10 protein-coding genes are annotated in these 13,984 nt (G+C 34.3%); 9 read left to right on the top strand and 1 reads right to left on the bottom strand.

Going from position 1 to position 13,984, the window contains the following annotated elements; all coding sequences use genetic code 11:
* The first annotated feature begins 10 nt into the window (after positions 1-10).
* From ACW9W4_RS08085 to ACW9W4_RS08060, 6 genes are all read left to right on the top strand, one after another.
* Positions 11-397 (top strand): hypothetical protein, encoded by a 387-nt coding sequence (locus tag ACW9W4_RS08085; RefSeq protein ID WP_457761956.1) that lies wholly within the window; start codon positions 11-13, stop codon positions 395-397.
* Between the two features lie 3 nt (positions 398-400).
* On the top strand, positions 401-1,117 hold the full coding sequence (locus ACW9W4_RS08080) for an ABC transporter ATP-binding protein (RefSeq protein WP_457761955.1): 717 nt from the start codon (positions 401-403) through the stop codon (positions 1,115-1,117).
* A 49-nt stretch (positions 1,118-1,166) separates the two neighbouring features.
* Positions 1,167-2,963: a COG1361 S-layer family protein gene (locus ACW9W4_RS08075; protein WP_457761954.1), complete on the top strand. Its 1,797-nt coding sequence runs from the start codon at positions 1,167-1,169 to the stop codon at positions 2,961-2,963.
* A gap of 5 nt (positions 2,964-2,968) precedes the next feature.
* Positions 2,969-4,201 (top strand): ABC transporter permease, encoded by a 1,233-nt coding sequence (locus tag ACW9W4_RS08070; RefSeq protein ID WP_457761953.1) that lies wholly within the window; start codon positions 2,969-2,971, stop codon positions 4,199-4,201.
* Positions 4,202-4,239: 38 nt separating this feature from the next.
* Positions 4,240-4,404, top strand: coding sequence for a hypothetical protein (locus ACW9W4_RS08065; RefSeq protein ID WP_457761952.1), 165 nt, complete (start codon positions 4,240-4,242; stop codon positions 4,402-4,404).
* Positions 4,405-4,580: 176 nt separating this feature from the next.
* Positions 4,581-6,473, top strand: coding sequence for a virginiamycin B lyase family protein (locus ACW9W4_RS08060; protein WP_457761951.1), 1,893 nt, complete (start codon positions 4,581-4,583; stop codon positions 6,471-6,473).
* 435 nt (positions 6,474-6,908) lie between these two features.
* On the opposite strand, the gene ACW9W4_RS08055 is transcribed toward ACW9W4_RS08060, so the two are convergent.
* Positions 6,909-7,250, bottom strand: coding sequence for a hypothetical protein (locus ACW9W4_RS08055; protein WP_457761950.1), 342 nt, complete (start codon positions 7,248-7,250; stop codon positions 6,909-6,911).
* Positions 7,251-7,421: 171 nt separating this feature from the next.
* Between ACW9W4_RS08055 and ACW9W4_RS08050 the strand changes: the two genes are divergently transcribed.
* The 3 genes from ACW9W4_RS08050 to ACW9W4_RS08040 all read left to right on the top strand — a co-directional run bounded on the left by ACW9W4_RS08050 (position 7,422) and on the right by ACW9W4_RS08040 (position 13,569).
* Positions 7,422-9,629, top strand: a complete 2,208-nt coding sequence (locus tag ACW9W4_RS08050) for an FTR1 family iron permease (protein ID WP_457761949.1) — start codon at positions 7,422-7,424, stop codon at positions 9,627-9,629.
* Positions 9,619-11,736, top strand: coding sequence for a hydantoinase/oxoprolinase family protein (locus tag ACW9W4_RS08045; protein ID WP_457761948.1), 2,118 nt, complete (start codon positions 9,619-9,621; stop codon positions 11,734-11,736). Before ACW9W4_RS08050 ends, ACW9W4_RS08045 begins: the two co-directional genes overlap by 11 nt.
* Before the next feature lie 99 nt (positions 11,737-11,835).
* Positions 11,836-13,569 (top strand): PEFG-CTERM sorting domain-containing protein, encoded by a 1,734-nt coding sequence (locus ACW9W4_RS08040; protein ID WP_457761947.1) that lies wholly within the window; start codon positions 11,836-11,838, stop codon positions 13,567-13,569.
* Positions 13,570-13,984 lie beyond the last annotated feature (415 nt).

The raw sequence follows: 13,984 nt of genomic DNA, 5'->3' as shown, positions 1-13,984 counted from the left end.
AGAATTTGAAATGAATAAATTAAATATTTTATTTTATGCAGCAGCAGCAACTACTGCAATTGCAGGAATAATCCATGTTGTTTTAGGAGTTCCTTCAAACAATCAGAATATGCAAATACTATTCGTTGTTGGTGGACTGACACAGATTTTCTGGGTTGTTCCAATGATTAGAAAGTGGGGAACTCTCTGGTATGGAATAGGTCTTGGTGGAACCGTCGTCTTTATTGTAATATGGGTGATTACTAGAATTCCTGATAATTTCATTACTGGACGAGGTGGAAGGATTAGTGATAATGGAATTTTAACTGAAATATTTCAGATTGCCTTTATTGGACTTGTAATTGCAATTCTTGTATTGGAAAGGAAATCATTTTCTAAAAAAGGAAGTTCGAGTTAAGTTATGAGTTCTATATTCCAGACAGTTACACAAGTAAATGGCATACTTGATGTTCAAAATGTTTCCAAAGTTTACCAAACTGCAGCTGGAAAAGTTATAGCTCTGAAAAATGTTAGTTTCTCCATTCCAAAAAATCAGTTTGTATCAATTGTTGGCCCATCTGGAAGTGGAAAATCAACTCTGTTGAATATGATTGGGGCTTTGGATAAACCGTCTAGAGGTACTGTGTTAATGGATGGCATAGACTTATTCAAATTACCTGATACTAAACTAGCAAAGATTAGAAATAACAAAATTGGATTTGTGTTTCAATCATTTAATTTGATAAACAGATCATCTGTTCAAAAAAATATTGAAATGCCAGGAATTATTTCTGGGATGGATAATGTAACTAGAACTAGACGAGCTCAAAGTATTCTGAAAAAACTTGGTATATTAAAAAAAGCAAATCATAAACCAAATAATCTTAGTGGTGGAGAACAACAAAGGGTTGCAATAGGTAGGGCCTTGATAAATAATCCTGCAATTGTTCTTGCAGATGAGCCAACTGGAAACTTGGATACTGTTACAGGCGAAGAAATTTTTCAACTTTTAACTGAATTGACAAAAAAATATTCTAGAACAGTAATAATGATTACACATAATGTTGATTTGGCAAAAAGGACAGACAGATCAATATACATGAAAGATGGAGAAATTGAAAAAGATGTCTACAACTAAACCGACTAACATTTTTTTAAAGTTATTATCGATTTCTTTGTTTTTACTCTTGGTAATTTCTATTTCACCAAACTTTGCACATGCTCAACAAAGTGATTGTTCATCATCTACTAATACCAGAGTAGATTCTGATTATAATGGTCCTGTTTACTTGGATGCTTATTGGACTGATAGAAGTGAATCTAGTACTGATACATTAAATCCATCAGAGTTAGAGGTGGGCCCTGGAGAAGGTCCATCAACTCTGGCAGTTGTATTTGTAAATCGCTCCACTCTTGACTTGTATGCCATTACAGGATACCTGCGTCTTCCTGCAGGATTTGAGCCAGGTGGAACCAGTGCAATTCCTGAGGCAAAATCTTACTTTGCTTCTGAGTTTAGTAGGAGTGTTGGAGATGTATCACAGGCCAGTTATTTTGCTAAACTGGTTGAGGGTGAAGTGTTTACTCTATACTTTGATGTTGACATTACTGATGATGTAAAAGTTGGGTCGTATCTTAGTTCTGTAATCTTGGATTATTCAACTAGCCAACATGTGAGAAGCTGTAAATCCGCATTACTTAACGTGCCATTTATTTTACCTGGAAAAGTTATTTTGGATCTAGGTACTGAGAATAAACCTCTGATCCCAAAGATTCCAAATTCTATTGATTTTATAATTTCCAACATGGGAAGCTCTCCTGCAACGGGTGCAATTTTGACAATATTGAGTATTGGAGATGATAGTAATCGTTCATCACGGGATAGTGCAAGCTCTACTGTAACTTTGGAGTCATCTAATACAGAATTGGTTAATCTTGGAGCTAACACGTTTAACATTGGAACTATTCCCGCAAATGGTTCCACTAAAATTTCGACAATAATTTTCCCAGAAGCTACATCTGGTTCATCAGTTCAAAACATTAGCATTCAAATTACATATGGCAATGCATACGGATACAAACAAACTGAATTACTAACTACAGGACTTGTTGTTTCCCCAAAACCATCTGAATCTCCAATTATTGTTTCAGTAGATACACAGCATGATGAACCAGTGGTTACTGCAGGAATTGTTGAAAATATTATGTTCCAAGTCACAAATAATGGGGATGATGAAATTACTGATCTTTTACTTACTCTGTCAGGAGAAACTACGGAAATGAAAATAATGGGCAAGTCCAAGTGGATGATAAGTTCCCTTCCTGTTGGTGAAACTTTTGAGTTTACCACTGATGTCTTTGCATCAACTAGTCTAATCAATAATCCAAGTTCATTTGATATGAATCTAGATTACATCTCTGATGGAGAATCAAGTTTAGATACTGCAAATGTTGGAGTATTCGTTGCTGGAAGCATAGAATTGACACTTTATGATGTACAAGTTAGCAGTATTGGTGGCAAATTACATCTTGTTGGAAATGTGCTTAACCAGGGAAGCACTACTGGTAAATTTGCCAATATTGAACTATTGTCCCTTACAGATGTTTCTGATGTTTCTGATATTTCTCCACAATATATGGGGGATTTGACTGATGATTCATCAATTCCATTTAATATTCCGTTACCCGTACCATCTATTTCTCAAGGTAAGCACCCATTCTCAGTTAAGATAACATATGCTGATGATCTTAGGAATTCTCATGAAATTGTTTTTGATGACATAGTCAATGTATCTCAAATTAAACAGCAATCCCCAAATGAACGTGGTAGTGCAACTTCATTAATACCCGTGGAAATTTTATTAGGAATTGCAGCAGTTGTGGCAATTATTTCAGTGATAGTTTTTAAAATTAGAAAAAAGAAAAATCAAATTGATTCTGGCAGTGATGATTTAGATTTTCTTTTAGGTGATTCAAAGAGTTAAAAGAATTGGATCCCAAAGAAATTCTTTTACTGTCATTTTCTGCTTTGAATGAACGTAAGGTCAGAACATTACTGACAGTATTGATGGTTGTAGTTGGAAGTAGCTTGATGATTGTTCTTAATGGACTTAGTGCAGGACAAACTCAGTTTATTGAGGATCAATTGAACCAACTTGCAGATAATGTCTTGACGGTAACTCCTGGGCAACGCTCATTTCGAAGTGTAGATACAACTCCTTCAATTGTCTTTAATTCTGCAGTTGTAAATAAGATAAATTCATTGTCATCGGTAGTTGAAGTAGTGCCGAGATATTCGGGTTCTGTTGATCTTAATTCTCAAGCAAGAGTATTGCGTACATCCGTATTGGCAATGAATCCTGATGATGTTTATGTTAGCGTACCTGGTCTTGAAATGGAGGCAGGTTCAGTGATAAAACGCAATGATCCTTCTGCAATACTTGTTGGTCAAAGTGTTGCATATCCAGATGGGGCCTCTTTTCCAATAGTGACTTTGGGCCAATCTCTAAAACTTACTTTTAGATATGTAGATGCTGAAGGTGAGCAGCAAGAAGATTCTAGAACATTTGTTGTTTCAGGTATTTTAAAAGAATCTGGTGATCGTACTTTGGATCGTTCTGTAATAATTAATGAACATGTTGGAAATACATTTTTAAAAAAATCAGGCAAGTTTGATAGTCTCTTAGTTTCTTTACAATCTGCAGAATTAATTCCACAAGCAGAAGAGGATTTGAAAGAACTCTTTGGCACTTCGATAGGAATTGCTAGTCTTCAATCTAGATTACAATTCAGACAGCAATTCACTGAAGGAAATAATGCGTTTATTCAAAGCATAGGTGTAATTGCTTTAGTTGTAGGTGCTGTGGGAATTATCACTACATTGTACACATCAGTTACTGAACGAATCAAAGAGATTGGTACGATGAAAGCGATAGGTGCTCAAAATAGCACAATACTTTGGCTTTTCTTAATGGAGGCATTGTTAATTGGTCTGTTGGGTGGAACGGCTGGAATATTGGTAGGTATGATGTCTGGACATGCTCTAAGTTCTATTTTATCTCCACCAGGATTTGGAAATACATCGAACATTGTTCCTATTTTTCATTTTGTTGATACGTTATACGTATGGATGCTATCTGTAATACTTAGTATTTCTGCAGGGATACTTCCTGCATGGAAAGCTTCTACCTTATCACCACTTGTGGCATTACGTCGGGAGTAAATTTGGAGCATGTCGTCATCTAGAAAGGAGAAAATACATTGAAACTAATTTGTATGCATTGCGGTAAATCCTTTGAAGATAAAAATAACAAATTTTGTTCTCAAGGTTGTAGAGATTCCCATATAGCATCACTTCAAAACCGAATTAGAGAGGCAGTGAGAGATGATCCTAGCCATACTACTAAAATGAGTGCAGATGATTGAATTCTTGTTTTGTCTGATTTGTCAATCTGTAGATGTTGAAGGATGGTATGTTGTGTTCACTGTAGAGTAAGGATTCCAGTTTGCCTTTGTTGGAATTGTTATTGCAATTCTTGTACTGACTAGAAACCTATCGAAGATAAATTAAACATTATAAGTTGCAAAACCAATTGACTTCTATGAATTGGAAAATTATTGCTTTATCCACAATCCTATTTCTCTCTTTATCTATCTCTGAATCTTATTCTGAAGAGCCAGCCATAAAAGAATGGGATATACCAACTCCTGATTCATCACCACATGATGTCGTAGTTGGACATGATGGAATCGTATGGTTTACTGAGATTGCAACAAACAAGATAGGGAAGTTTGATCCTAACACAGAACAGTTTTCAGAGTATGTTATTCCTACAGAGTCATCAAGACCTCATGGATTGGTTGTAGATGATCAAGGCAATGTTTGGTTTACTGAAGTTGGAGCAGGACAAATAGGAAAGTTTGATCCAGTTACTGAGACTTTTGAAGAGTTTGCAACACCAACTCTTGATTCTGGTCCCCACACTCCAATCTTTGCTGATGATAATACATTGTGGTTTACAGAACAACGTGCATCTCAGATTGGAAAGATGGATAAAACAACCGGTATTATTGAAGAATTTCCAACAATTACTCCTTCTGCAAATCCTTATGGAATAATAACTGATAAACAAGGAAATGCATGGTTTGCAGAACTAAGAGGTCATCATATTGGCAAAGTTGATGCACAAACTGGAAAAGTTACAGAATATGCTCCATTAACTAATGAAAGTGGTCCCAGAAGAATTGCAATTGACAGCAACGGGATGCTTTGGTTTACTCAGTATAATGTTGGAAAAATCTCAAAGTTTGATCCTAATACAGAAATAATGACTGAGTTTGATACACGTTCCGCATCCTCTGGTCCTTATGCAATATGGGTGGACCCATTTGATAATGTGTGGTTCAGCATGACTGGAACTTACAAAGTTGGCAAGTTTGATCAATCCACAGAAACACTACATGAATACGAATTGCCTTCCCCTCAAACTCATATCAAATTTATCCATACTGACAGTAAGGGAAACATTTGGTTTCCAAATTATAACAACAACAAGATTGGTGTAATTCTTGCCAGTCAATCTACAAATGAAGGTATTGTATATTTTCCTCCTCCATTAAAACAGATTCAGAACGGAGTAGAACCAACAAGTGTGACATGTACTGAAGGATTAGAATTGGTGTTGAGATTCGCAAACGGAAATCCTGCATGCATAAGATCATCGTCTGTTGAAAAGCTCACTGAACGTGGATGGGCAATTCATGTATTGCCAGATTATGAAAAAAATGAAAACAACAACTCTGAGATATTTGCAATGGGAAATTTTGATGTATCTACAGAGGATGTGAATTATTTTGAAAATTCCCAAGGATACATTGCAAGACCTGATTTAGATGGAACTTACCCAAGTATTATTATGATTCATGAGTTCTGGGGACTCAATGACAACATAAAACAGATGGCTGAAAAATTAGCATCTCATGGATATGTTGTTTTTGCAGTTGATCTGTATGATGGCAAAGTAGGCAAAACAGCAGATGAGGCAAGACAACTTAGAAGTTCATTTGAACAATCCCAATGGACAGATAACATGAGTACTGCAGTGACATACTTGGAAGAAAATTACTCTCCTTCTAGTATGGGTTCCATTGGATGGTGCTTTGGAGGTGGCCAATCACTAAATCTCGCACTAAATAATTCGAATATGGATGCAACTGTAATCTATTATGGTCAGATAGTAACAGATTCTGAAGAACTATCAAAAATTAATTGGCCAATACTTGGAATCTTTGCAGGACTTGACAATGGAATTCCACCTGAAACTGTAAAAGAATTTGAAACCTCTTTGAATGAAATTGGTGTGGAAAATGATATTGTGATATACCCTGATGTGAATCATGCATTTGCAAATCCGTCTGGTGACAGATATGCTCCAGATGAAGCCATGGATGCATGGAACAAAACTCTAGAATTTTTTGAACACAACCTCGGTTGATTGAATCTCTCAGAGACTTTTTAAAATATATTTTACGCCTATCTGCGTCCGTTTTCATCCCCAATTTGGCAGGCGAATCCCCGTGGGGTTAAACCTTAATTGAAACTAAAATTAAACACAACTTACATTGAACTTGAATGATGTGATTCCAACATCGAAACTTTGTTCATTTACTTTTTCTTTTTACACGTAATTGAGTTCTACAACATGGACATTGTATTCCATCAAATTCAAGATAGGTATCACATGAAGTACATCTTTTTGTAAAAGAACTATACCTTTTTCTCTCAGAGCGATATCTTTCACAAATTCCTCTACATGCCAATTTAAGAAATCAAAAATCCCTTACATTTTGGGCATTTGTTTTTTGTTTGTGACATTGGGTAAATTGTAAAAGTACTACTACATAACTTACAAATTTTAATTGATACTAATCTAGACATTTTGATTTTTCAGATTTTTTTTAAATGTAATTGTGGGTTTGAATTTAGAAATGATGATATTTGCATCCATGATTCTACTTTGATATAGTTTAACTCTGTGTCCATTATTTGCAAATATTAATTCAGATGAAATTAATGCATTTTCTTCTAATGATTGAATTTTCTTATATGTTGAACTAAGTGGTATCTTCAATTCTTTTGTTATTTCTTGAACGCTTTTTGATTTACTGATAATTGAAAATAAAATATGTCTTGATTCCAAGTCTGAAAATTCGTTTAGAATTTTGTGATTGATGTCAAATTTTGTTGCATGTATGGGGTTTGTTTTTTTCATTGTAAAAAAACTTCAATAGACCAAGTAATAACAAAATCAGTTATTTCAAATGTATAGAATTAACCTTTAGAATTAGTATAACCACTAGCAATTTCAAAATAGTTTCATTCTATGATTATAGAATCAATCAGAAATTTAAATACCATCTATAGAATTTCCGACTTGTTCTTTATGAAAACTAGAATAATTGCTGTTTTTTTAATTTTTTTCGTATATGTAACTTGTATCGATAATCTGTATGCTGAACCAGATACTGCATCCATTAGAACTGCCATAGAATCCACTTCTTTGGGGCTTGAGCAAATTCGAGATAGTTTGAAATCTAATAATTTGGATGATGCAAAAAAACACTCTACATTCTCTTCAGAAATTTTTGGTAAATATGTTCAAACTCTGAGAACTACTGAATATGAACATGTAGATGAAATTCATATTTCATTACTTGATCTAAATTCAAAAATTGATACTGATGCTGATATTTTATCTGAAATTGATAAAATCCAAAACCTGCTTCAACAAATTCCTTATGATCAGTCTTTGCCAGATCATGTAATTGTTAATTTATTATCTATTGCTGATGAGAAATATCAAACTGGAATTCAAAATAACGATGAAGCATCATATCAATATTCAATAAAATTAATCCAAAAAGCTGAGACTCTGTTACCTGAAACTAATTTTGATGATAGACTTGATCTTGAGATTAAATCTTTTTTCAATGAACTTAACAGTATTACTGAGAAAAGAGAGGACTTTGTAAAAGTTGGGTATTTAATAACTGTTATACAAAAAGATATTCTTGGAACTGAAACAGTTGCCTTTGATCAATTAAAACTGTACCAAAATATTTACGTTCTATATGATGAACTTGTTGAATCAGTTAATGCAGGAGATTATGTTACAGCTGAAGAAAAAGCAATTGTTGCATATCTTGATAATTTTGAATATCTGGAACCTGCAATTGAAAAGATAGACAAGGAATTACTTTATACTCTTGAAATAGACATGCGTGAAAATTTACGCGATATGATAAAAAATAACAAATCCCCAACTGAAATAAAACAATTTTTAGAAGAAAAAATTATTCCAGATCTAAACAAGTCTGAGTCATTAATATCTGAACAATTATCATCAAATCCCTCTCTATTAGCTAAAAGTGAGACAACCTCTGATAGTCTTAAACAGATGGGAGATTCTACTGAGGAAGCAAAATCGACAGTTAGAAATGAAGTTGATTTTATACGAGATTCCTTGGATGATGTATTGATTTTTTATGAAAATGGTGATTTTCAGTCAGCTTATGCTACTGCAAGAACAGCATATCTGGATAGTTATGAGTTTGTAGAAATTCCTCTAAGAATGATAGCACCTGATTTTACTTTGGAGGTGGAATACCAATTTGCAGAACTTCGAAATCTTATTGATAAAAAAGAAGACTTGGAAAAAGTCAGAGAGGTTGTAATTTCAATTAATAGAAATCTGGATGAATCTGAAAGACTAGTTAGTGGAACTGGTTCTTTAGCACCTTCAATTGCATTTACTTCCTCATTTGCAATTATTTTCAGAGAAGGATTAGAATCTGTATTAATTCTTGGTGCAATTATGACTTATCTTGAAGCATCAAGAAATAATCAATTAAAAAAATATATTTACTATGGTGTGATTGCAGCATTTGCAGCAACTGCAATAACTTGGATAATTGCATCGTATATAATTGAAATTTCGGGAGCTAATAGGGAATTAATAGAAGCAATAGCTGCTCTATCTGCAACTGCTGTTTTATTTTACGTGAGTTTTTGGGTACTAAATAAAATTGAACATAAAAAATGGATGGAGTTTGTAAAAGCCAAAGTTTGGCAGGCTACGACCACTGGCAGTGTTTCGGTTTTTGTAATGTTGTCATTTTTTACTGTATACAGAGAAGGATTTGAAACTGTATTATTTTACCAAGCAATGTCTGGGTTTGCAAAATATATGGAATTTTATGTTGCTCTAGGTTTTATTTTAGGTATCTTATCGCTTTTGGGATTGTTCTTTGTAATGAAAAAACTTGGAAAGCGATTACCACTACGTGCATTATTTGGATTGACGATGGGAGTTGGAGCATACCTCTCAATTGCATTTTTAGGAAATGCAATACGAGAACTTCAGATATTGGATATTGTACCTTACACTAGTATGATAGGAATAATTCCAAGATTGGATATCAATCTTGCAGCGATGACTGGAATTTATCCTACACTAGAAACGGTAATTGCTCAGATCATATTATTGGGAGTCTATTTACTTGCATCATCATATGTACTGGTATTGAGGCCAAACAAGGAAAAACAACTGGCATCCATGAGAAAATCTAGAGGCGTAAAAGATGCCCAATAATCAAAGAGTTAGAGTGGGAATTGACGTTGGAGGAACTTTTACAAAGGCAGTTGCAATCGATGTTAAGACTGGATCAATTATTTCAAAATCCACTGTACCCACTACACATTCATCTGAAAGAGGTGTTTCAGAAGGAATAGTACAAACTATCTCAAATATATTAAATAATTCTGAAATTGAATTGGAAAATATTGAATTAATTTCCCATAGTACAACTCAGGCAATCAATGCTCTTTTAGAATCTGATACCTCTAAAGTTGGGATAATTGCAATGGGAGTTGGTCCTGAAAGAAAAGATGTGATTAAACGTACCAATTTACAAGACACAAAAATTAATTTTGATCAAGACATCCGTACATGTCATGCATTTTTAGACACTTCCCATTTAATTTCCGAAGAAGAAGTGAAAACAACAATTAAAAATCTACAAAGCAAGGGTGCTAAAGTAATTGTTGCAACTGAATCTTTTGGTGTAGATGATCCTTCAAATGAATTGTTTGTTATGAAAAACGCTGCAGATCTTAACATTCCTTCTACTGCATCCCATGAAATTTCTGGAACTTATGGACTTGAAATTCGTACTCTAACTAGTGCAATAAATGCAAGTGTATTGCCAAAAACTTTTCAGGTTGCAAATTTTGTAGAGCAAGCAATTCGTGATGCAGGAATTAATGCACCTCTGATGATTATGAAAGGAGATGGTGGTGTTACGAGCATGGATACTTTTAAGACAAAACCTGTTCTCACCATATTGTCTGGACCTGCAGCAAGTGTGGCAGGTGCTCTTCTTCATCTCAAGATAACAAATGGAATTTTTGTTGAAGTTGGCGGTACTAGTACTAACATATGTATCATAAAAAATGGAAAACCCGAATTTCAGTATGTGACCATAAAAGATCATCCTACATGTGTTCGTTCCATGGATGTGAGAATTTTAGGTGTTGCTGGTGGTAGTATGATTAGACTCGAAGATAATCGAGTTTGGAAGGTAGGTCCAAGAAGTGCACATATTGCTGGATTGAAGTACTCCTGTTTTGCAGATCCTGATGAATTGAAAGGTGGAAAAATAATCATGATACGACCTAAAGAAAATGATGATGAATATGTGGCACTGGAGTGCAAAAATGGGCTCTATGCTATTACAAACACCTGTGCTGCAAATGCTTTGGGCATGATTGATGAGAATGATTATGCATTTGCAAACAAAGAATCTGCAAAAATAGCAATTGAAATTTTAGCAAAAGAAATTGGTGTAACATTTATCGAAATTGCTCAGTCTATTATACAAACATCTTCTTTTGAGATAATGAAAACCATTAGCAAAATCATAAAAGAATTCAAACTAAATCCTCAAACAACAAAAATTATTGGTGGTGGGGGAGGTGCATCCGTATTAGTACCGTTTGTTGCAAAACAACTACAATTACAATATGAAAAAGCAAAACATGCTGAAGTTATTTCCTCTATCGGTGTTGCCTCATCAATGCTACAAGAAGAAATAGAATACACTCTAATTAATCCAACCCCTGAACAGATTAATCAAACTAATAAAAAAATTCATGCTATAATGATTGGTAAGGGTGCAGTTCCTGAATCAATTGTAATTGATAGCCAGTATCTTCCTAACAGATCAATTTTAAGAGTTACGGCAATTGGAAATGTAGAACTTGACAGTGCTGAATCTACAAAAAATTTCTTTACGTTACAAGAAGCAAAGAGTAGAGCTAGTGAGATATTCCAAATTTCAGAAGAATTAACTGATCTTAGTTTTGAATCTGATCATTATATGGTGTTTTCTGGACATATTACAGAAAAACATCTTTTTAGTAAAAAACATCGTCATCCCTTACTGGTACTTGACAGATTTGGTAAAATGAAAAAATATTTGAAAAATGGAAAAATTTTTCAGGGTGGAAAAATATCTATCCTTGAAGAATTAGATGATTTTTTAGAGTCTAGAAATAATGACGTTGCTCCGCAAGTTTATCTGATCAATGATTTAAAATTAATTGATTATTCCATCTTGACTTCTTCTTCTCACATATTAAATGCAGTAAGACAAGAGTTGGATGAACACGAGCGGGCATCAATAATAATTGAATTGTAGAATTTAGATAAATTTTCATTTCAAATGATTCTATGTTTTTAGAATAGATTTCAAGAATTCACATACCCTTTAAATCAACATTCTCAAGTTAATGCACTAATGACAAAAGTTACAATATTGACACTTCTAATGACATCTGTTCTTCTGACGTCTACATTTTCTCAAGTAGCATCTGCAGAATCTTATCAAGACAAGGCCGATTTTGCTTCCTCACTTGAGGAAACACTAGGACATTTTTGGGCTCTAGAACAAAACCTTGATGATAAAAATGCCGAGCTTGCATTAATTCATGCAACACATCCAGTTGCAGAATTGTATGATTCAATGAAACCTGTACTAAAGGCATCAGATCCTAATCTTGATGCTCAAGTCCAACAAACATTGATGGACCTGCAGAACAAAGCAAATACCAAGGTATCACGAGCACAAGCTCAGCAAGCAATCGATGATGCAAAAGATGTTGTTGCAATAGCACGTTCAACTGTTGTTGGGGATAAATTAAGTGGTGAAACTGCCTTTAAGGTAGAACTAATGAAAGTCTTACTTGATACATCAATAGCAGAATATGCTGAGGCAGTATCTGATGGTGTCATCGGTGAAATGGCTGAATTCCAGGATGGCTCTGCATTTGTATGGAGATCACAGCAGATTTTTGCTGAAATAGAATCTAATGTTGATCATCATATGGCTGAAGAGATTGAAGAACTATACGAAGATCTTTGGGTAGCATATGATGCAAGAGCAGATCCTTCACAAGTAGCAATTATAGCTAATGGTATTATTCATGAACTTGATGAAACTAATGAATCAAAAATAGAATTTGCTTCCTCACTTGAGGAAACACTAGGACATTTTTGGGCTCTAGAACAAAACCTTGATGATAAAAATGCCGAGCTTGCATTAATTCATGCAACACATCCAGTTGCAGAATTGTATGATTCAATGAAACCTGTACTAAAGGCATCAGATCCTAATCTTGATGCTCAAGTCCAACAAACATTGATGGACCTGCAGAACAAAGCAAATACCAAGGTATCACGAGCACAAGCTCAGCAAGCAATCGATGATGCAAAAGATGTTGTTGCAATAGCACGTTCAACTGTTGTTGGGGATAAATTAAGTGGTGAAACTGCCTTTAAGGTAGAACTAATGAAAGTCTTACTTGATACATCAATAGCAGAATATGCTGAGGCAGTATCTGATGGTGTCATCGGTGAAATGGCTGAATTCCAGGATGGCTCTGCATTTGTATGGAGATCACAGCAGATTTTTGCTGAAATAGAATCTGATGTTGATCATCATATGGCTGAAGAGATTGAAGAACTATACGAAGATCTTTGGGTAGCATATGATGCAAGAGCAGATCCTTCACAAGTTGAAACACTTGCAGGTGGAATCATTCATGAAATTGATGAAATTTTAGGTGTTGAAGATGAAGGACATAATCTATTAGAATATGTCGAAAATATTCAAGAATTACTTGAACAAACAAAACTAGAATATAGTAATGGAGATAAGGATATGGCACTAAGTCTTGCCACAAAAGCATATCTTGACAACTATGAATTCCTAGAAGCTCCTCTAATCGAATTGGGTCAAAAAGAACTCATGGAGGAAGTTGAAGTTATGTTAAGAGAAGATCTTCGAGGTATGATTAAAAATGGAGAGCCAAGCTCAAAAATCAATTCACAAGTAGATGCAATTCTTGAAAAAATGGATACCATTGGTACAGTTGTTCCAGAGTTTGGTACAGTTGCGATGATGGTATTAGCTGTTGCAATCATAAGTATAGTTGCAATTACTGCAAAATCTAAAATCAGTCTAAGAGTTTAGACTCTTTTTTTCTTTTTATTTGAATATATTCTGGTTTTCTCAGTACCTGTTTTTTTCATTTTGTAGTTTATCTTTCCATACTCTGTTTCTAGGCTTCATTCTAAGTCTACAGCCACAACAGGGGCAAAATGGTCCACCATCCCAGTTGATGAATATTTCACAGATTTGGCATCTTTTCTGTCCTGAACCATATCTGGTTGAATTGGATGGTTTTTTTGCTTTGTATTGAAAGCACGTTTCTTTGCATTCCATGGTTATCAATGAATATGAGTTTGAATTTGTTCAATACCTTGACAGCATTTACACTTTGTTGAAATTATCAATTTACATTTTGAACCTTTTTCATTTTCTGTTATCTCACATCCACAAATTCTACATAATTCATTTTTTAGCGTCATTTAAAAAAAATAAAACA

This window comes from Candidatus Nitrosopumilus sp. bin_7KS (assembly GCF_054095835.1).
This window is presented reverse-complemented; position numbering and strand designations above follow the sequence as displayed.

Coding starts and splice junctions, on each gene's coding strand:
- ACW9W4_RS08085 (WP_457761956.1), top strand. CDS start 11: ATGAATAAATTAAATATTTTATTTTATGCAGCAGCAGCAACTACTGCA.
- ACW9W4_RS08040 (WP_457761947.1), top strand. CDS start 11,836: ATGACAAAAGTTACAATATTGACACTTCTAATGACATCTGTTCTTCTG.
- ACW9W4_RS08045 (WP_457761948.1), top strand. CDS start 9,619: ATGCCCAATAATCAAAGAGTTAGAGTGGGAATTGACGTTGGAGGAACT.
- ACW9W4_RS08060 (WP_457761951.1), top strand. CDS start 4,581: ATGAATTGGAAAATTATTGCTTTATCCACAATCCTATTTCTCTCTTTA.
- ACW9W4_RS08050 (WP_457761949.1), top strand. CDS start 7,422: ATGAAAACTAGAATAATTGCTGTTTTTTTAATTTTTTTCGTATATGTA.
- ACW9W4_RS08055 (WP_457761950.1), bottom strand. CDS start 7,250: ATGAAAAAAACAAACCCCATACATGCAACAAAATTTGACATCAATCAC.
- ACW9W4_RS08080 (WP_457761955.1), top strand. CDS start 401: ATGAGTTCTATATTCCAGACAGTTACACAAGTAAATGGCATACTTGAT.